This window comes from Achromobacter aegrifaciens (assembly GCF_902859735.1).
Taxonomy (GTDB): Bacteria; Pseudomonadota; Gammaproteobacteria; order Burkholderiales; family Burkholderiaceae_B; genus Achromobacter; species Achromobacter aegrifaciens.
Genome location: NZ_CADIJY010000002.1, coordinates 602,774 through 621,631, shown reverse-complemented (window position 1 = coordinate 621,631; position 18,858 = coordinate 602,774). Strand labels below are relative to the sequence as shown.

The following is an 18,858-nucleotide window of genomic DNA, read 5'->3' as shown; positions in this document are numbered from 1 at the left end:
CGCAAGCGGCTCAGGAACCGCGGCGCATCAGGGTCGACTTGCCGAACAGGCTTTCAATGAGGTCCACCGCCAGTTCCGCGGTCTTGTTGCGCACGTCGAAGGCCGGGTTCAGTTCCACCACGTCCAGCGAGCGCATGAGGCCGGTATCGGCGATCATTTCCATGCATAGCTGGGCCTCGCGGTAGGTGGGGCCGCCGGGGACGGTGGTGCCCACGCCGGGGGCGATCTCCGGGTCCAGGAAGTCCACGTCGAAGCTCACGTGCAGGTGCGTGTCGGCGTCCAGCCCGGCCAAGGCCGCCTCCATGGTGGCGCGCATGCCCATTTCGTCGAGGTAGCGCATGTCGAAGACTTCCAGGCCGGCCTCATGCACCAGGCGTTTTTCGCCCTGGTCCACGCTACGGATGCCGATCTGCCGCACCCAGCCCGGCTCGATGTCGGGAGTCTGGCCGGACAGGCCCGTGATCTGCGCCGGGCCGTAACCGCACAGGCATGCCACCGGCATGCCGTGGATGTTGCCCGTGGGGGTGAGCGCGTTGGTATTGAAGTCGGCATGGGCGTCCAGCCACAGCACGCGCAGCTTCTTGCCCGCTGCGCGGCAGTGGCGCGCGACCGCGCTGATCGAGCCTATGCCCAGGCAGTGGTCGCCGCCCAGCAGGATGGGCAAGCGGCCCTGGCTCAATTCCTCGTAGACGGCATCGTGCACTGCACGGTTCCATGCCGCGACTTCGTCCAGGTGGCGGTAGCCGTCCGTAGGCGGCAGCCAGGGATTGGCGGGGCCGTAGAGGTTGCCGCGGTCGGTCACCTGGAAGCCCTGGGCCTCGATGACCGGGCCCAGGTCCGCCACGCGCAGGGCTTCTGGCCCCATGGACGCGCCGCGCGCGCCGGCGCCGATGTCGGTGGGCGCGCCGATCAGGGTGATGTGGTGGGGCAGGTTGGCGGTGTTCTGCAAGTCGCGGACTCCGGTAGGGTGCATCAAGTGGCGGATAGTACCGCGCTCAATTGATCGCAGGCCCAGTCGATCTGCTCGCGCGTCACGATCAGGGGCGGCGACAGGCGCAGCGTGTGGCCGTGCGTGTCCTTGACCAGCATCCCGCGTGCCTGCAGGCGTTCGCACCACAGGCGCGCGCCGCCGGCATCGGGCTCCAGCTCCACGGCCAGCATCAGGCCGCGACCGCGCACTTCGCGCACGGGGCCGGGCAGGGTGCGCAGGCGATCCAGGAAGTAGGCGCCCATGGCGGCCGCGTTTTCGATCATGCCTTCCTCGGTCAGCACGCGCAGCGCGGCGCGCGCGATGGCGCAGGCCAACGGGTTGCCGCCGAAGGTGCTGCCGTGCTGGCCGGGCTGGAACACGCCTAGCACGTCGGCGTTGGACAGCACCGCCGACACGGGGTAGAAGCCGCCCGACAGCGCCTTGCCGATCAGGGTGACGTCGGCTTCGATGCCTTCGTGCTCTTCGGCCAGCAGCTTGCCGGTGCGGCCCAGGCCGGTCTGGATCTCGTCCAGGATCAGCGTGATGCCGCGTTCGGTGCAGCGCTGGCGGACCCGAGCGAAATAGCCCGCAGGCGGCAGGACCACGCCGGCTTCGCCCTGTATCGGTTCCACCAAAAATGCCACGGTGTTGGGCGTGATGGCGGCGTCGAAGGCGTCGTAATCGCCGAAGGGAACGATCTTGAACCCCGGCGCGAACGGCCCATAGTGGCCGTAGGCGTCGGGATCGGTAGAGAAGCCCACGATGCCCAGCGTGCGGCCATGGAAGTTGTTGGCGCAGACGATGATCTCGGCCTGGTTTTCCGGCACGCCGCGCACTTCGTAGCCCCATTTGCGCACGGCCTTGATGGCGGTTTCCACGGCTTCCGCGCCGCTGTTCATAGGCAGGATCTTGTGCGCTCCGGTCAGGCGCGCCAGGTCTTCATAGAACGGCGCCATCTGGTCGTGGCGGAAGGCGCGCGAGGTCAGCGTGAGCTTCTGCGCCTGCTCGGCCATCGCGGCCAGGATGGCAGGATGGCAGTGCCCCTGGTTGACGGCGGAATAGGCCGACAGGCAATCCAGGTACTTGCGGCCGTCCACGTCGTAAAGCCAGACGCCGCTGCCGCGCGCGATGACCACATCCAGGGGGTGGTAGTTATGCGCGCCGAGCTGGTCTTCGACGCGGTCGCGGTGGCTGGCGGCGGACGGTGCGCCGGGCTGATTGTTCAATACCGCGCTCATGAGCGTCTCCCGAGGAGGTACTGCAGCCATCTTAGCGCCGCAATCCGGTCCGCGGCATTGCCATTGCGTGACAAAGGCCATTGCCGGGCGACGCCGCGGGCTGCTGCACAATAGCGGCTGCGCAGGGCGATGCCCTGTTTTCCTACCTGGATGGTTCTCATGTTGTTGCACAAACTGCTACTGAAATTCACCCGCTGCGCGGCCGCGGCCGGGTTGGCGCTGGCCTGCGCCTCCGCCGCCATGGCGCAGGACAAGCCGCTGCGCATCGGCGTGATCCCCAGCGTGGCCAATGCCGCCACCGAGATCGCCATCGCCCAGGCCAGGAAAGAGGGTCTGGAGGTCAAGCTGGTGGAGTTCAACGATTGGGTGCTGCCCAACATCGCGGTCGCCGATGGCTCGGTGGACGCGAACTTCTTCCAGCATGAACCCTTCCTGGAGCTCTTCAACCAGCGCCGCGGCGCGGACTTGAAGCCCATCGCCTACGGCTATTCCACCACCATCGGCCTGTTTTCCAAAAAGCTGAAGAAGGGCGACGCCGTGCCTGACGGCGCGACCATCGCGGTGCCGAACGACCCGGTCAACACGGGCCGGGCGCTGTTGCTGCTGGAATCCATCGGCCTGATCAAACTCAAGCCCGGCGTGGCGCACCAGGCCGCGCTGGAAGACGTGGTGTCCAATCCCAGGAAACTGAAGTTCGTGCAGATCGAAGGCTCGCAGTCGGCGCGCACGTTCGACGACGTGACCGCGTCCGTCACGTACACCACCTTCGCCAAGCAGGCCGGCTTGAACGAGAAGGACGGCCTGGCCTTTGACAACACCGATCCGGCCAATGTGCGGCGCTATGCCATCCGCTGGGTGGCCACGCCGGCCGGCGCGCAGGACCCGCGCCTGTTGAAGTTCATCTCGATCTACCAGAACTCGGCCGAAGTGAAGGCCAAGCTGCGCAGCCTTTATGGCGATCTGATCGACTTTCCCTGGTAGCGGGTCGAGGGGCGTAGGCATTGACGATTCTTGGCAGTTCGGCTCAGGGATAGCTCGTATACTGGCCCCAATTTTCCTCCCGCCCGGAGATGAGGCGCCGTCTTGGCTGCGCCGCAGGGCGCGCCCTCTACTCTCGAGCCCCACGCCATGCGTATTCCATCGTCCGACGATGCCGTCCATGCCCAGGTCCTGCCCGTCGATGACGGCCGCATCCTGGCCGCGGCCAGCGCGATTCTGGCGGCGGGGCCGCAGGCCGGCTTTTTCGAAACGCTGGTCAGCCGCGCGGCCGCGGACATGGGCGTGGACTACGCCTGGGTGCGGCTGCAGGACGCCAGCGGCGGGACGGAACTGATCGCCAGCGCCAGTTGCGGCGCTGGCCTGGCGGCTGGTCCCGCGGGCGCGGGTGACGCCTTGCACGCACGGCTGGCGGATCAGACCTCGCATGTCTGCCTGCATGACACGCCGCAAGACAATCCCTGGGTGGCCGAAGCCCGCGTGCGGGCCTGGGTGGCGCGTACGCTTTTCGACGCGAACGGGGTCGCCTGCGGTCACATCGCTTTCCTCTTCAGGCGCGAACTGGCCGATGCGTCAGCCTACGTCAGCGCGCAAGCCATACTCGCCAGTTTCGCGCAGCACGCTGTGCTGGACGCCGCCGCCCGCGAGCGCGAGCTGGCGCGGCTGAACGAAGTCATCGCGCAGTTCGGGGCGCTGTTCCGGTCGGCGCCGGTGCTGATCAACGCCTTCGACCAGGACGGCCGCTGCACCTTGTGGAACGACGCCTGTGTGCGGCGCTTCGGCTGGTCCGAAGCCGAGATCAAGCTGAGCCTGAACCCTTTTGCGCTGTTCTACCCCGATCCGGCCGTACGGGATCGTGCGATGGACAGCGTCGTCGCGCGGCCCGACCGCTCGTTCCGCGAATGGCAGCCGCGCACGCGCGACGGCGAGCAATTGTCGGTGCTTTGGTCCAACGTCAAGCTGCCCGACGGCAAGGTTGTGAACCTGGGCATGGACGTCACCGAAAGCCGGCGTGCGGAAGCCGCCCTGGAGCGCATGGCCCGGGTGGATAGCCTGACCGACTGCTGGAATCGCGCCGAAATCCTCAAGCGGATGGAAGAGCGCCTGGCCGACGTCCGCCGTGGCGCGGGCGGTCCGACCACCGCGCTGATGCTGGACCTGGACTACTTCAAGCAGGTCAACGACCGCTATGGACATCTGGGGGGCGACATCGCCTTGCGGCATTTCTGCGATCAACTGCGCGCCTGTCTGCGCGAGGGCGATTCCGTGGGTCGGCTGGGCGGCGAGGAGTTTCTGGTGCTGCTGGCGGACGCCGATGCGGCGGTGGCGCGCGCGATCTGCGAGCGCCTGCGCACCAGCCTGCGGCAGCATCCGGCGGATATCGATGGGGCGGTGGTGACGCTGTCGGTCAGCGGCGGCATTGCGGGCTTTCTGCCCGGCGATGCCACCGCCTCGGACGTGCTGCGCCGTGCGGATTTCGCGCTTTATCAAGCCAAGCGGTCGGGCAGGGATTGCGCGGTGGAGTATCGGAACTGATCGACGTTGCTGCCGCCAACCTGTGGCATTCAGGCAGTCGCCTGGCCGCGCGCCGAGCGCCGGCCGTTGAGCCGCCAATGCAGGCCCAGCGCCGCGGCAGCCAGGGCGCAGGCCGCGGCCAGGCCCAGCGCTTCGAATCCCGCGTGGGTGTAGATGGTGCCGGCGATCGCGGTACCGACGCTTGCGCCCAGGTAGGTGGTGCAGGTGTTCAGCCCCAGCACCGCGCCGCGCTCTTCGGGCCGGGCGCGCGACAGCAGCAGCACCAGCAGGTTCAGGCTCAGTTGCGAGGCCGCGCCCCATAGCGTGGCGATGGCCAGCACCGCGCTCAACGCATGCGCGGCCGGCAGCAGCCCCAGATACACCAGCGCGATCACGCCCAGCGCCAACGGCAGGGCGCGGCGCGGCCCCAGCCGCTCGATCAGCGGCGCGCCAGCCACCCCCGCCAGCAGGAACCCCGCTCCGTAGGCGAAAGCGATGAAGCCCACCTGTCCTGCAGACAGCGCGAGCAGGCCGCGCACGTGGTCCGCCAGGAAGGCGTAGACGCCATAGAAAGCCGACGAGAACGCCAGGCAGCCCAACAGCAGGGCGGGCACGTCGCGGTAGGACAGCGGCGCCAGCAGGCGCGACAGGCGCAGCGGCGCGGGATTCCCGGCGCGGCGTTCCGGCAGCTTGCGCAGCCCGAGCACGGCAATGGCGGCGCAGAGCGCCAGCGTGGCGTAGGTGGCGCGCCAGCCCACCGCGTCGGAGATGAGCGCGGACAGCGGTACGCCCGCCACCAGCGACACCGACCAGCCCGCGATGACGCGTCCCAGGGTGCGCGCCTCCTGGCCAGGCGGCGCGATCAGCGCGGCAGATCCATAGGCGGCGGGCAGGATGACCCCCGCAGCGGCGCCCGCCAAGGCTTGCGCCAGCGTCAGCACAAGCCAGTGCGGCGCGCAGGCGGACAGGATCAACGCGGCGATCAGGACCGCCATCGCGCCCAGCAGCGAGCGGCGTACGCCGATGCGGTCGATGCGCGCGGCCAGGAAGAAAGCGCTGGCGGCCGTGGCCGCGCCATAGGCGGAAATGGCGGTGCTGATGGTCAGCGGCGAGGTGGAAAAGGAGCGCGCCACGTCGCTCAGGATGGGACTGAGCGCCAGGCCGTTGGAGCCTACGACGCTGACGGCGAACATCAGGGCGGGGACGGAAGAGGCGGGGCGGGCGCTGCGGGTGCTACGGTTCTGCATCGCGAAATTTTATTGGAATAAAATAAGGGTTAACGCTTATATTTCCTTATTCCGTAAAAGTTCGAATGCCGTTCGGCAGAACCTGATTCCAATGCCTGATCTTGATGACCGCGACCGAAAGCTGTTAACGCTGCTGGCCGACGATGCCTCCCCCAGCTACGCCGAATTGGGCAAAATGCTGAATCTCTCCGCCCCGGCCGTGCATGAACGGGTCAAGCGCCTCAAGCGCGATGGTCTGATCAAGGGCATTGCCGCCAAACTGGACGGCGCGCGCATCGGCCGGCCGCTTCTGGCCTTCGTGCACGTGGACACCAACAACTGGACCATTACGCAGCAGGTGCTGGGGCTGGCCGAGCTGACCGAGGTGGAAGAGATCCACACCATCACCGGCAAGAGCGCCATGCTGCTGAAAGTGCGCGTGCGTGATACGCAGGCGCTGGAGGCGCTGCTGGCCCGCATCCATCAGATCGACGGCATCACCAACACCACCAGCGACATCGCCCTGACCAGCTATCTGGAACGCGGGCCCTTGCCGGACAACGGCTGAGCCGCGCCGTTCAGGCCGCGCGCAGCCGCAGGCGCGTGATCTCGGAGGGTGCGCCCAGGCGCTTGGGCGGTCCCCAGTAGCCCGTTCCGCGGCTGATGTAGATCCACATCTTGCCCAGGCGATGCAGGCCGGCCGTATAGGGCTGCTGGAAGCGCACGAAGAAACCCCATGGGAAGAACTGTCCGCCATGCGTATGGCCGGACAGTTGCAGGGTATAGCCGAGTGGCTCGGCCGCCGCCGCGCTGCGCGGCTGGTGCGCCAGCAGTATCCGGGGCATGGCGTCGGCGGGCGCGCCCGCCAGCGCCGCTTTTGGATTGCTGCGATGCTGCGGATCGAACGAGCCGGCGCTGTAGTCGGTGATGCCCGCCACCACCACGGGCAGGCCGGCGGGGTGGATGACCACGTGCTCGTTCATCAGCACGCGCAGCCCCATGCGGCGGAACTCGGCGATCCAGGGCGTGGCGCCCGAATAGTATTCATGGTTGCCGGTCACCAGATAGACCCCATGGGGCGCGCGCAGCTGGCCCAGCGGGCTGGCCTGTACGGAAAGCTGCTCGACGCTGCCGTCGACCACGTCGCCGGTGATCGCAATCATGTCCGGCAGCTGTTCATTGACGGCGTCGACGATGGCCTGCACGTAGCGTTTCTTGATGGTCGGGCCGACGTGGATGTCGCTGATCTGCACGATGGTGAAGCCGTCCAGGTCGGGCGCGAGGCCGGCGATGGGCACGTCCACATCGACCACGCGCGCCCGCTTGCGGGCGTTGTACAGGCCGACCAATGTTCCGGCGAGGGCCAATATGGGCACGGCCCAGGCGCTGACCCGGCGCAGCGTGGTCCAAGGCAGATCGGCGCCGATCAGTAGATTCGCCAGCCACGTCACCAGGAGCAAAGCGTCGCGCAGCACCGTCAGCACGAACAGCGACGAGAACAGGCCCATCGCGAACAGCCCGACCCAGGCAATGCGGTCGCCCCAGGGCGGGTGCACGGACGAACGTCCCAGCATCCCCAGCGGGATCAGGATGCAGGACAGCAGCAAGGCAAGAATGGCGGCGGCGGAACCCGCTCCGCCCAATTGGGCGTCGGGGATCAGGCGGGCGCCCACGTAGACGTGAGCCAGGGCGCCCAGGGTCAGGAAGCGCAGGAAGAATGAGGATTGGCGTAGGGACACGGCGGCTCTGGGGCGCGCCAGGCCGGGAGCAGCGGCGCGCGGGGCAAGGGAACCGCCATTCTATGCCGGGTGCGGATACTCCCGCACGAGCAAATCCGGTCCCATCTCCTGTACATGGTTGATGCCCAGCATCGCCATGTTGCGGTCGACCTCGGCGCGCAGCAGGCCGATGGCGTGCGATACGCCGGCCTCGCCGCCGACTGCGGCCGCATAGTTGAAGGGCCGGCCGACGAAGACGAAGCTCGCGCCCAGCGCCAGGGCTTTGAGCACGTCGCTGCCGCGGCGCACGCCGCTGTCCATCATCACGGTCATGTTGCCGGCGGCCTCGGCGACGGCGGGCAGGGCGCGCAGCGGCGAGACCGCGCCGTCCAATTGCCGGCCCCCATGGTTGGACACGATGATGCCGTCGGCGCCGTGCTGGCGCGCCAGCGCCGCGTCCTGCGGATGCAGGATGCCCTTGATGATCAGCGTGCCTGGCCATTGGCGGCGGATGCGCGCCACATGTTCCCAGCTGAGGTGATCGCGCGCGCTGAAGTCGCGCAGCACCGACGACGACACGATCGGCGCGCCGCGCGTGGCAAAGGAGTTCTCGAAATGCGGCATGCCATGGGCCAACAGCGTGCGCATGAACGTGCCGGCCAGCCAGCGCGGCCGCGTCAAGCCATCCCAGGCCAGGCGCAGGCTGGGCTTGAGCGGGGTGGAGAAGCCGGTGCGCACGTTGTTCTCGCGGTTGGCCGACACGGGAATGTCCACCGTCAGCACCAGGGTTTCGTAGCCGGCGCGGCGGGCGCGTTCGACCAGCGCGTCGATGCGCTGCGGATCGCCAGGCAGATAGGCCTGGAACCAGGTGCCGGGCGCCGCGCGGATGACGTCTTCCAGCGGGATCAGCGAGGTGCCGCTGAGGATGGCGGGTATGCCTTGCTCACGCGCGGCGCGGGCCAGCACGATGTCGCCGCGGTAGGCCGACAGCGCGCTGATGCCCATCGGAGCAATGCCGAAGGGCGAGGCATAGCGGCGGCCGAAGAGTTCGGTTTGCTGCGTGCGGCGCGACACGTCCACCAGCACGCGCGGCGAAAACGCGTACTGCGTAAAGGCGTTGCGGTTGCCGCGCAGGGACTGGTTGTCTTCGGCCGCGCCCGCGACATAGCCGAAGATCGGCCGCGGCAGGCGGCGTTTCGCCGCCGCCTCGAAGTCGTCCAGCGACAGCATGCGCGCCAGCGCGCGCGGCAAGGGGCGGTGGGCCGAGGCGGCGCGGGGACTGGCGGAGGACGAGAGCAGGGATGTCATGGCGGGCCGGTAAAAGCCCGTAATCTAGCAACGCCGATTTATCGCATAAAGCGAATAAAACCAGACATCCAATTTCGAATAAATCGAATATTTGCGGAGAAAACTACGCAGGCAGCGCCATCAGTTCGCCCATGCGCACCGGACCCAGCACGGAAGGCGTGTCGGCCCAGCGGATCTGGTTGGGACCGAACAGCACGATGGCGGTGGAGCCCAGCTTGAAGCGGCCCATTTCCGCGCCCTTGGCCAGGTGGATCGGGGCGCGCGCCGCGTCGTCGTAGCGGGTGGCTTTCACGCGGCGCTTGTGCGGCGTGACCAGGCCGGCCCACACCGTCTCGATGGACGCGACGATCATGGCGCCCACCAGCACCAGGGCCATCGGTCCGTGCTCGGTGTCGAAGATGCAGACCACGCGTTCGTTGCGCGCGAACAGGCGCGGCACGTTGCGGGCGGTCAGCGGGTTGACCGAGAACAGGCGGCCGGGTACGTGGATCATTTCGCGCAGGGTGCCGGCGACCGGCATGTGCACGCGGTGGTAATCCTTGGGCGACAGATAGACGGTGGCGAATTCGCCGCCCTGGAACGGGGCCGCGCGTTCGGCGTCGCCGCCCAGCAGGTCGGCCAGGCCGTAGCTATGGCCCTTGGCCTGGAAGATGCGGCCATGTTCGATAGCGCCCATCTGGCTGATGGCGCCGTCGGCCGGACACACCACCGAGCCCGGCTCGTCGTCCAGGGGCCGCGCGTCTTCTTTCAATGCCCGCGTGAAGAAGTCGTTGAAGCAGTCATAGGCCAGCGGGTCTTCCTGCAGCGCCTCGCGCATGTCCACGCCATAGCGGCGGACGAAGCGCGAAATCATCCAGTTCTTGACCGCGGGTTCCCGGCAGTCGGATGCGTACCCGAAGAGCCGCGACACCAGGTGGTGAGGGGCAAGATACTGGCTGGCGAGGAATAGTTGGTCTTTGATCGGCATCTAGGAGCGCTGAGAAATTACCCCGCGGCCGGCCGCGGCACGGGCCGGCCCGCAAGGGGCCCGCCTTCAGGCCCGGGACTGGCCGCGTCAAAAAACGTCGTCCCGCGTTGCAGCGGGACGATGTGGTGATGAGCAGAGGGGTGAATTCTACCGCTTTCAGGCGCACTTCAGGCATATGAATGCGCGCATGCGCCGCCGGGCGCAAGGGCGCGACATTGCAGGCACGCCAGCCGCTACAGCTCCAGCACGATGCGCTTGCCCTGGGCGCGGGAGCAGCAAGCCATCATGCGGGTGCCGGCCTCGCGTTCGGCGCGGGTCAGCACCACGTCGCGGTGATCGACCGCGCCGCCCAGCACGCGCACCTCGCAGGAGCCGCAGAGACCTTCCTCGCAATCGCTCTGCACGTCGATGTTGGCGCTGCGCAGCGCGCTCAGCAGCGTCTGGTCGGCAGGCACTTGCACGACGATGCCGGAGTCCTTCAGCTCGGCCTCGAAGGCGTGTTCCTTGGACGGGTCCAGCGTGGCGAGCGTGGAATGGAAGTGCTCCACGCGCAGGCTGTCCTCGGGCCAGGCGGCGCAGGCGGCTTGCAGGGCATCCAGCATGCGCTCGGGGCCGCAGGCGTAGATCTGGACGCCGGCCTCGGGACGGGACAGCAGGGCGGCGAAGTCGTTGCGGCTGCCTTCCTCGCTGATATGCAGATGCAGGCGCGCGCCATGCAGCTGCAGCAGTTCGTCCAGCATGGCCATGCAGGCGCGCGAGCGTCCGCTGTAGTGCAGTTCGTAATCCAGGCCCAGCTCGCGCGCGCGGCGCGCCATGGCGCTGATGGGCGTGACGCCGATGCCGCCGGCGATGAGGATCAGACGTTTGGCGCTTTCGTCCATGCGGAAATGGTTGCGCGGGCCGCGTGCGCGCACGATGCTGCCCGCGCGCAGGTGCTGGTGGATCCAGGCGGAACCGCCGCGGCCTGCCGTTTCCTTGAGCACGGCGATCTCCAATGCATTCGCGGCGGCCGGATCGCCGCAGAGCGAGTATTGGCGCGACAGGCCCGTGTCGCCGCATTCGACGTCGATGTGCGAGCCGGGCGTCCAGCGCGGCAGCGGCTTGCCGTCAGGCGATTCGAGCCTGATGCGCGCAATGCCGTCGGCCGCGGCCGTGACCTGCGTCACCACCAGCTTGCGGCTGATCGCGTGGGTCGAGGGCTCGCCGATGCGCACCGGCTGCACCTGATCCAGCAGGGCGGCGTCGCGGCGCTCGGGGTTGTCGGCCGGGTTCCATTCCACCCACAGATGCTCGGGGCCGCGGAACGAGGTGTTCGGCACGTAGGTGAACTGCTGTTCGGCCAGGCGCATATGCGGCAGGCGGCGGGTCAGCTCTTCCAGGAAGATCTGCATCTCCATGCGCGCCAGGTTCTTGCCCATGCACTGGTGCGCGCCATAGCCGAAGGTCAGCTGGTCGCTCGCGTTGTCGCGGCGGATGTCGAAGAAGTCGGCGTCGGCGAAATGGCGTTCGTCGTGGTTGGCCGACGAGGACACGATCAGCAGCTTGGCGCCCGCGGGAATCGCGACGCCGGCGATCTCGGTGTCGCGCGTGGCCAGGCGGCGCCAGGCCGCGACCGAGCCGTTGTGGCGCAGGCATTCCTCGACCGCGTTGGGCAGCAGGCCGGGGTCCTCGCACAGTTCGCGCCAGGCGTCGGGATGCTGCAGCAGCAGCTTGATGGCGTTGGCCGAGGCGTTGGCGGTGGTCTCATGCGCCGCGACGATGCCGGCCATCATCATCGAATGCAGGTACGAGTCGGTGACGACCTCGGGATGGTCCTTCTGCTTGCGGATGCCGTACTGCATCCAGCCCGGGGCATCGGGATCCTGGCGCATCTTGTCCAGGATCTTGCCCGCCAGTTGCCAGAAATTACCTACCGCATGCGCCACCGCCACCTGTTCTTCCGGCTTGGGCCGGCCCCAGGTATTGACGGTGTGGGCGATGGAGTACTGGCGCAGCAGATCCATGTCCTCCTCGGGCACGCCCAGGAAGTGCAGGGCGACGGTCAAGGGCACTTCCCACAGCATCTGGTCGACCAGGTCGGCGCGGCCGTCGTTGATGAAACGGTCCACATACTCGCGCGTCAGGCGCCGCACCATGGGTTCGTGGTGCTTGAGTTCGTCCGGCGTGAACGGATCCATCAGCACGCGGCGGCGCGGCATGTGGGCCGGTTCGTCCTCGTTGACCAGGGTGCGGTTCATCGCGTAGCCGTAGCTGGCCAGCACTGCGTTGGCCTCGGGGCCGGTCGGCGTGATCTTTTCCAGCGCGATGGAGGGGCTGTAGGTGTGGTTGTCGCGGAACACGGCCTTGATGTCGTCGTAGCGCGTGACCACCCAATAGCCCAGCTTGGGGCTGTAGAACACGGGTTCCTGTTCGCGCGCCCAGCGCACGTACTCGGGCGGGTCCTGCTGGTAGCCGTCGCCGAACGGATCGAATTCCGCGGCGCGCGGGCTGACCGGACAGCCTTGGGCACGCGCCAGCGCGGCATGGTCGATGGGACAGCCGCCGGTACTGGCGGGCGCGGGGGTTGCAGGGGTGGTTGGGTGGCCCATGTTGTCGCTCCGGATTACAATTGCGTAAATCATATACGCATTGCGTAATTATTCAATTGGGGTAATCTCCGGGCTGCATCCGCAGCCGCCTGGCAGCCCCCAACCCGCGTCCATGACCCAGACTCCCGAACCTTCGTCCGTCCCCACCCAGACTACCGACGCGCCCCGGCCGCGCGAACGGCGCCAGCGCGTGCAGGCCGCTGAAACCGGCATGGCGGTGCTGAAGGGGTTGGGCCGGCTGGGCGGCCGTGCCAGCCTCACGCTGCTGGCCGCGCAGGTGGACGAAAGCCCCGCCAAAGTGCACCGCTACCTGGTCAGCCTGATGGAAGAGGGCCTGGTGGCGCAGGATGCCGCCACTCAACAGTACTACCTGGGACTGGAAGCGATGCTGCTGGGCCTGGCCGCGCTGCGCCAGGCCGATCCCATCCGCCTGGCCGAGCCCAGCCTGGTGCGCCTGCGCGAAGGCCTGGAAGTGACCTGCTTCATCGCGGTCATGGGCAACAAGGGGCCGACCATCGTGCGCTTTGAAGAACCGGGCCTGCCGGTGACGGTCAACGTGCGCATGGGCTCGGTGCTGTCCATGCTGTGGTCCGCCACCGGGCGGGTGTTCCTGGCCTTGCAGGACGATGCGCGGGTGCGGGCACTGGCCGAGGCCGAACTGGCTCGTGCGCCCGCCGACATACGGGCGTTGCTGGACGCATCCGACCCCATCGGCCGCCTGCGCCGCCAGGTGCTGGCCGAGGGCTGCGCCACGGTGCGCGACACCAATCTGAAGGGCATCAGCGCGGTGTCGGCGCCGCTCCTGGACCACAACGGCCGCCCCTGCGCCGCGCTGACTGCGCTGGGCGCGACGGGCGGATTCGACGCCTCGGCGGACGGCCCGATCGCGCAGGCGGTACGGCGCGAGGCCGAAGCCGCCAGCGTGCTGCTGGGATATCAGGCGCCTGGGGTCGGCGCGGTCTGAATCGCGCCTGCCGGCAAGCCGCGCAGCCACGCAACCGCCGCCTGCACCACCGGCATGCCGGCCGTGTTGCGGTTGACCACGGCGCCGATGGCGCCGAAGTTGGCGTCCAGCCGTAGCGGCAGCACGGTCACGCTGCCTTGGCGCTCGCAGTAGCGCGCAATCGCCTGGGGCAAGGCAGCCAGGCGATCGTCCTGGGCTAGCAGGGCCAGGGTGGCCAGCAGCGAATTGGACTGGATACTCGAAACCGGTGCGTGCGCGCCGGCATGCACGAAAGCCTCGTCCAGACGCTCGCGCATCATGGTGGCTTCCAGCGGCAGCACCCAGGGCCAGCGCGCCAGTTCGGCGGCCGCGAGCGCCTCGCTTGCCGCCAGCGGATGGCCGGGGCGCGCCACCACCAGGATAGGTTCTTCGTGCAGGCGGATCACCTCGCAGTCCGCGGGCAGCAGGCGGCTGCCCAGGCGGCCCAGCACGATGTCCAGCTCGTCGCGCGCCAGCTTGTCCATGAGTTCGCCGAGCGCGCCTTCCACCAGTTTCACTTCCAGCCGCGGCGCCAGGCCCAGCAGATGGGCGATCAGTTGCGGCGCCAGATGGGGCGCGGCCGAGGGCAGGGTGCCCAGGCGCAGCAGGCTGGCGCCGCGTTCTTCGGCGGCCCGCAGTTCGGCCGCCACGCGCTGGGCTGCGCCCAGGCTGTGCCGGGCGTGGCGGATCATAACCATTCCGGCATTTGTCGGCAGGGTGCCCCGGGTCCCGCGCTCGAATAGCGCGTAGCCCACCTGTTCCTCCAGCTGCGCCAGCGCCTTGGAGGCGGCGGGCTGGGACATATGCAGGCGTTCGGCCGCGCGGCCCAGGTGGCGTTCGTCGTCCAGTGCGACCAGCAGTTCGGCATGACGCCGCTTGAGGTGGGTGCCGGCGCGGTCAGGCATGGGCGATACATATTCAAATGGTTATGAATCGTTCAGTTTATTTCATTTCACGCCGACACCGGGCGCTAGGCATACTTGCCGCTCTACGAAAGACAGGCGTTGCCCAGGCTGGGCCGGGAAGGACGCCGGGATGGAGACGATTCATGAAGAAGTTCTGGATGGCCCTGGCCGCGAGCTGGGCCTGTGGCATTGCGGGTGCGGCGGCGGCTGCGGATACCTACCCGGCGCGGCCGGTGCAGATCGTGGTGCCGTTCTCGCCCGGCGGCGCGGTGGACGTGCTGGCGCGCCAACTGGCGCAGCGCCTGGAGCCGCGCGGCTACACGCTGGTAGTGGAGAACAAGCCTGGCGCGGGCGGCAACATCGCCGCGTCCATGGTGGCGCGCGCCGCGCCCGACGGCTATACGCTGCTGATGGGCACCACCAACACGCACGGCATCAACAGCGCGCTGTATTCCAGCCTGCCGTACGACCCGGTGCGCGATTTCGCGCCGGTCGGCCTGGTGGCGGACAACGTGGTGGTGCTGCTGGCCAATGCCGAGTTTCCGGCGTCGACGCTGGCGGATGCCGTCAAACTGATCAAGGCCAATCCCGGCAAGTACACCTATGGCTCGCCCGGCCTGGGCACGGTGCACCAGTTGGCAATGGAGCAGTTGAAGCACGCCGCCGGCCTGGACGTGGTGCATGCGCCATATAAGGGCGCCGCGCCTGCGATGGCCGATCTGGTCGCGGGCCACGTGCCGCTGATGATAGGCGGCATCGCGCCGGCCATTCCGTTCCTCGCATCCGGCAAGGTCAAGGTGCTGGGCGTGGCCAATACTGAAAAGTATGCGGCGCTACCCGATGTGCCGTTGTTCTCGGACGTGGCCGCCGGAGTCGCCGTGCGGTCGTGGATCGGCCTGTTCGCGCCCGCCGGCACGCCGCCCGCAGTGGTGAAGAAACTGAACGCGGACCTGGAGGCGGTACTGACCGACAACGCATTCGCGCAGGCCTTGCAGCCGCTGGGCATGGTGCCGATCTACATGACGCCCGATGCCTTCGGCGACATGGTCAAGCGCGACATGCCGGCCTGGCGTTCCGCCGTGGAGATGTCGGGAGCGAAGCAATGACGTCCGCTGCGAAGCCCGTCAACTTCCTGCTGTTCATTACCGACCAGCACCGCGCCGACCATTTGGGATCCTATGGCAACCGCGTGGTCCACACGCCCAACCTGGACCGTCTGGCCGAGTCGGGTTGGCGCGCCGACAACATGCACGTGGCCACGCCCATCTGCATGCCGAACCGCGCCAGTTTGATGACCGGCCGCTATCCGTCCGCGCACGGCGCGCGCCACAACGGCATCGCGCTGTCGCTGCGCAGCCGCATCTTCGTCGAGGCCATGCGCGAAGCCGGCTACGGCACGTCGCTGGTCGGCAAGGTGCACCTGCAGAACATGACGGACATACCTCCATCGTGGCCGGTGCGCGCCGAAGACAGATTGCCGCGCGAGGCGGTCGAGCCTGACGCCGGCCGGTACGACCAGGAGCAGCGCAAGCTGTGGCTCGAACGCCCCGACCACGATCTGAGCTATCCGTATTACGGCTTCGAGCAGGTAGACCTGGTCGACGATCATAGCGACGACGTGCACGGCCATTACCGGCATTGGCTGCGGCGCGAGCATCCCGAGGTCGAGGCGCTGATCGGCCCGGCTCATGCCATCCCCGCGCCGGAATACGAGCTGACGCGCATCCGCCAGGCCTGGCGCACGCGCGTGCCAGAAGAACTCTATCCCACTGCCTACATCGCCGACCGCGGCATCGAGGCGTTGCGCGGCTATGCGGCTTCCGGGCAGCCATTCTTCCTGCAATGCTCGTTTCCGGATCCGCACCATCCTTTCACGCCGCCGGGGCGGTTCTGGGACCTGCACAAGCCAGAGGACATGGAGCTGCCCGCGTCGTTCCACGGCCAGGGTACGCCGCCGCCGCACGTGGCCTGGCTGCGCGCGCAGCGCGACGCGGGCACTGCGGTCAAGCACACGCCCGCGATCTTTTCCTGCAACGAGCGCGAGGCGCGCGAAGCGCTGGCGCTGAACTATGGGTCGATCGCCAACATCGACAACCAGATCGGCCGCGTGCTGGCCGAACTCGACGCGCTGGGGCTGGCCGACAATACGGTGGTGATCTTCACCAGCGACCATGGGGATTACCTGGGCGACCATCAGTTGATGCTGAAGGGGCCCATCCATTACCGCGGCCTGACCCGCGTGCCGTTCATCTGGCGCGACCCCGCCGCGGCGCGAACGGCGGGCGCGGCCAGCGACGCCTTGCTCAGCACCATCGACGTCGCGCCCACGGTGCTGGCGCGCGCTGGCGTGCAGCCCTATAACGGCATCCAGGGGCGCGACATGGCAGGCCTCATCGGAGGAAGCGAGGCTGCCGTGCGCGACGCGCTGATGATCGAGGAAGAAGGGCAGCGCGTGATACTGGGCTTCAACAGCCGCATCCGCTGCCGGACGCTGCTGGCCGACGGATTTCGCGTCACGGTCTACGACGGCGCGCGCTGGGGCGAGCTCTATGACCTGAATCAGGACCCGCACGAGCTGCGCAACCTGTGGGAAGACCCCGCGCATGCCGCCGACCGCGCGCGGCTGCTGGAACGGCTGGCCTACGGCATGCTGGAACACATCGACACCAGCCCCTATCCCAGCGCGCTGGCGTGAGGTGGCGCGGGCAGGCCGCCCGCGCCCGGCTTCAAGCGGCCTTGGCGGCCAGCTTGGTCTTGTAGAGCCAGTCCTTGTAGTCGTCCAGGTCGCCGTCAAACGGGCTGACTTCGCCGTCGGCCACGATGATGAATTCATCGGTGGTGGCGCGCAGCAGATGGCGGTCGTGCGACACCAGCATCAGCGTGCCTTCGAACTGCGCCAGCGCGGTGGTCAGCGCTTCGCGGGTTTCCAGGTCCAGGTGGTTGGTGGGCTCGTCCAGCAGCAGCAGATTGGGACGCTGCCACACGATCAGGGCCAGCGCCAGCCGCGCCTTTTCGCCGCCGGAGAACGGCGCGATGGAGCTGGTGGCCATGTTGCCGTTGAAGTTGAAGCTGCCCAGGAAGTTGCGCAGCTCCTGCTCGCGCACGGTCGGCGCGATCTTCGTCATGTGCCATAGCGGCGATTCGTCATGGCGCAGCATCTCCACCTGGTGCTGGGCGAAGTAGCCGATGGACAGCCCCTTGTTGAACTGCGCTTCGCCGGCCAGCGTTGCAAGTTCGCCCGCGATGGTCTTGATGAAGGTGGACTTGCCCGCGCCGTTGATGCCCAACAGGCCGATGCGCTGTCCCGCCTGCAGCGAAAAATTGATGCCCGACACGATGATCTTGTCGGACTCGACTTCCGTTTCCTCGTCCGCGACGCGATACCCGGCGCTGACCGCGTCCATGGTCAGGAGCGGGTTGGGCGCGCGCAAGGGCTCGCGGAATTCGAACGAGAACTCGGCGGCCGCGCGCAGCGGCGCCACTTCCTCCATGCGGGCCAGCGCCTTGATACGGCTCTGCGCCTGGCGCGCCTTGCTGGCCTGGGCCTTGAAGCGGTCGATGAAGGATTGCAGGTGCGAGCGTTGGCGCATCTGCTTTTCCAGCAGGCCTTGCGCCAGCTCCAGCTGCGCGGCGCGCTGGCGCTCGAAGGACGAATAGTTGCCCGAATAGCGCTTGAGCTTGCGCTCGTCGATATGGACGATGACGTTGACCACGCCGTCCAGGAAGTCGCGGTCATGCGAGATGACGATGAGCGTGCCCGGATAGCGCTTGAGCCAGTCTTCCAGCCAGATGATGGCGTCCAGATCCAGGTGGTTGGTGGGCTCGTCCAGCAGCAGCAGGTCGGACGGGCACATCAGCGCCTGCGCCAGGTTCAGGCGCATGCGCCAGCCGCCGGAAAAGCTCGTCAACGGCAGGTGCATCTGCGCCTGCGTGAAGCCCAGGCCAGTCAGCAGCTGTTCGGCGCGCGAATGCACGGTGTACGCGTCGGCGTCGGCCAGCGCGGCGTAGATGTCGGCCATGCGCAGGCCGTTCTCCGTGCTTTCCGGTTCGGCTTCCAGCTGCGCCAGTTCCGCCTCCAGCTTGCGCAGCGTCACGTCGCCGTCGATGGCGTATTCGATGGCCGGGCGGTCGAGCGCGGGCGTTTCCTGCGCCACATAGGCCATGCGCCAGCTGGCCGGATAGTCCAGGTCGCCCTGGTCCGCGTGCAGCGTGCCGCGCAAGAGACCGAACAGGCTGGACTTGCCGGCGCCGTTGGCGCCGATCAGGCCGATCTTGTCGCCGGGGTTGAGCAGCAGGTCGACCTTGTCGAGCAAGGGCTTGACGCCGCGCATGAGGGAAACTTGTTGGAAGCGGATCATGGATGGTGCAACAGGGGACGCGGCAGGATTCCCGCCGGCCAGGCGCAATGAAAAATAATCGGGGAAGTGGGGCGCTCAGGCGGCGCG

15 protein-coding genes are annotated in these 18,858 nt (G+C 67.9%); 6 read left to right on the top strand and 9 right to left on the bottom strand.

The annotated features are described in order from the left end of the window. Positions 1-10 precede the first annotated feature (10 nt). Together rocF and rocD are read right to left on the bottom strand one after the other, a co-directional pair. Entirely contained in the window at positions 11-973 is a 963-nt protein-coding gene (gene rocF / locus HV766_RS08780) for an arginase (RefSeq protein ID WP_054454192.1), read from the bottom strand. Further along, a complete protein-coding gene (gene rocD, locus HV766_RS08775; RefSeq protein ID WP_119451564.1) occupies positions 973-2,208 on the bottom strand; it encodes an ornithine--oxo-acid transaminase in 1,236 nt (411 codons plus the stop codon). Before rocD ends, rocF begins: the two co-directional genes overlap by 1 nt. Positions 2,209-2,367: 159 nt before the next feature. Here rocD and HV766_RS08770 point away from each other — a divergent pair, with 159 nt between their 5' ends. Both HV766_RS08770 and HV766_RS30195 read left to right on the top strand, forming a co-directional pair. Beyond that, positions 2,368-3,189, top strand: coding sequence for a MetQ/NlpA family ABC transporter substrate-binding protein (locus HV766_RS08770; RefSeq protein WP_119451563.1), 822 nt, complete (start codon positions 2,368-2,370; stop codon positions 3,187-3,189). A 147-nt stretch (positions 3,190-3,336) separates the two neighbouring features. Then, positions 3,337-4,740, top strand: a complete 1,404-nt coding sequence (locus HV766_RS30195) for a sensor domain-containing diguanylate cyclase (protein ID WP_254593299.1) — start codon at positions 3,337-3,339, stop codon at positions 4,738-4,740. A 29-nt stretch (positions 4,741-4,769) separates the two neighbouring features. Here the strand turns inward: HV766_RS30195 and HV766_RS08760 are convergent, their stop codons facing one another. Continuing rightward, a complete protein-coding gene (locus HV766_RS08760; RefSeq protein ID WP_175180992.1) occupies positions 4,770-5,966 on the bottom strand; it encodes an MFS transporter in 1,197 nt (398 codons plus the stop codon). Between the two features lie 91 nt (positions 5,967-6,057). Between HV766_RS08760 and HV766_RS08755 the strand changes: the two genes are divergently transcribed. Beyond that, entirely contained in the window at positions 6,058-6,513 is a 456-nt protein-coding gene (locus HV766_RS08755) for an Lrp/AsnC family transcriptional regulator (protein WP_054454198.1), read from the top strand. Positions 6,514-6,523: 10 nt separating this feature from the next. Here HV766_RS08755 and HV766_RS08750 read toward each other — a convergent pair whose 3' ends face one another. From HV766_RS08750 to HV766_RS08735, 4 genes are all read right to left on the bottom strand, one after another. Then, a complete protein-coding gene (locus HV766_RS08750) occupies positions 6,524-7,684 on the bottom strand; it encodes a metallophosphoesterase (RefSeq protein ID WP_119451561.1) in 1,161 nt (386 codons plus the stop codon). Between the two features lie 60 nt (positions 7,685-7,744). Then, positions 7,745-8,971 (bottom strand): alpha-hydroxy acid oxidase, encoded by a 1,227-nt coding sequence (locus HV766_RS08745; RefSeq protein ID WP_175180991.1) that lies wholly within the window; start codon positions 8,969-8,971, stop codon positions 7,745-7,747. Positions 8,972-9,074: 103 nt separating this feature from the next. Further along, a complete protein-coding gene (asd, locus tag HV766_RS08740) occupies positions 9,075-9,938 on the bottom strand; it encodes an archaetidylserine decarboxylase (protein ID WP_175160481.1) in 864 nt (287 codons plus the stop codon). A 233-nt stretch (positions 9,939-10,171) separates the two neighbouring features. Continuing rightward, positions 10,172-12,526, bottom strand: a complete 2,355-nt coding sequence (locus HV766_RS08735; protein WP_175180990.1) for a cytochrome P450/oxidoreductase — start codon at positions 12,524-12,526, stop codon at positions 10,172-10,174. Positions 12,527-12,638: 112 nt separating this feature from the next. Here HV766_RS08735 and HV766_RS08730 point away from each other — a divergent pair, with 112 nt between their 5' ends. Then, a complete protein-coding gene (locus HV766_RS08730; protein WP_175180989.1) occupies positions 12,639-13,490 on the top strand; it encodes an IclR family transcriptional regulator in 852 nt (283 codons plus the stop codon). Here the strand turns inward: HV766_RS08730 and HV766_RS08725 are convergent. Further along, complete coding sequence (locus HV766_RS08725; protein WP_175160494.1) at positions 13,463-14,413, bottom strand: LysR substrate-binding domain-containing protein; 951 nt, start codon at positions 14,411-14,413, stop codon at positions 13,463-13,465. The two genes, HV766_RS08730 and HV766_RS08725, sit on opposite strands and share 28 nt — an antisense overlap. A 143-nt stretch (positions 14,414-14,556) precedes the next feature. Between HV766_RS08725 and HV766_RS08720 the strand changes: the two genes are divergently transcribed. Both HV766_RS08720 and HV766_RS08715 read left to right on the top strand, forming a co-directional pair. Further along, complete coding sequence (locus tag HV766_RS08720; RefSeq protein ID WP_175180988.1) at positions 14,557-15,519, top strand: Bug family tripartite tricarboxylate transporter substrate binding protein; 963 nt, start codon at positions 14,557-14,559, stop codon at positions 15,517-15,519. Further along, positions 15,516-17,108: a sulfatase family protein gene (locus tag HV766_RS08715; protein WP_175180987.1), complete on the top strand. Its 1,593-nt coding sequence runs from the start codon at positions 15,516-15,518 to the stop codon at positions 17,106-17,108. Before HV766_RS08720 ends, HV766_RS08715 begins: the two co-directional genes overlap by 4 nt. 31 nt (positions 17,109-17,139) lie before the next feature. Here HV766_RS08715 and HV766_RS08710 read toward each other — a convergent pair whose 3' ends face one another. Beyond that, positions 17,140-18,771 (bottom strand): ATP-binding cassette domain-containing protein, encoded by a 1,632-nt coding sequence (locus HV766_RS08710; RefSeq protein WP_175180986.1) that lies wholly within the window; start codon positions 18,769-18,771, stop codon positions 17,140-17,142. Positions 18,772-18,858 lie beyond the last annotated feature (87 nt).

Coding starts and splice junctions, on each gene's coding strand:
- HV766_RS30195 (WP_254593299.1), top strand. CDS start 3,337: ATGCGTATTCCATCGTCCGACGATGCCGTCCATGCCCAGGTCCTGCCC.
- HV766_RS08745 (WP_175180991.1), bottom strand. CDS start 8,971: ATGACATCCCTGCTCTCGTCCTCCGCCAGTCCCCGCGCCGCCTCGGCC.
- HV766_RS08730 (WP_175180989.1), top strand. CDS start 12,639: ATGACCCAGACTCCCGAACCTTCGTCCGTCCCCACCCAGACTACCGAC.
- HV766_RS08725 (WP_175160494.1), bottom strand. CDS start 14,413: ATGCCTGACCGCGCCGGCACCCACCTCAAGCGGCGTCATGCCGAACTG.
- HV766_RS08760 (WP_175180992.1), bottom strand. CDS start 5,966: ATGCAGAACCGTAGCACCCGCAGCGCCCGCCCCGCCTCTTCCGTCCCC.
- HV766_RS08710 (WP_175180986.1), bottom strand. CDS start 18,771: ATGATCCGCTTCCAACAAGTTTCCCTCATGCGCGGCGTCAAGCCCTTG.
- HV766_RS08735 (WP_175180990.1), bottom strand. CDS start 12,526: ATGGGCCACCCAACCACCCCTGCAACCCCCGCGCCCGCCAGTACCGGC.
- HV766_RS08770 (WP_119451563.1), top strand. CDS start 2,368: ATGTTGTTGCACAAACTGCTACTGAAATTCACCCGCTGCGCGGCCGCG.
- HV766_RS08755 (WP_054454198.1), top strand. CDS start 6,058: ATGCCTGATCTTGATGACCGCGACCGAAAGCTGTTAACGCTGCTGGCC.
- rocF (WP_054454192.1), bottom strand. CDS start 973: ATGCACCCTACCGGAGTCCGCGACTTGCAGAACACCGCCAACCTGCCC.
- asd (WP_175160481.1), bottom strand. CDS start 9,938: ATGCCGATCAAAGACCAACTATTCCTCGCCAGCCAGTATCTTGCCCCT.
- HV766_RS08720 (WP_175180988.1), top strand. CDS start 14,557: ATGAAGAAGTTCTGGATGGCCCTGGCCGCGAGCTGGGCCTGTGGCATT.
- HV766_RS08715 (WP_175180987.1), top strand. CDS start 15,516: ATGACGTCCGCTGCGAAGCCCGTCAACTTCCTGCTGTTCATTACCGAC.
- rocD (WP_119451564.1), bottom strand. CDS start 2,208: ATGAGCGCGGTATTGAACAATCAGCCCGGCGCACCGTCCGCCGCCAGC.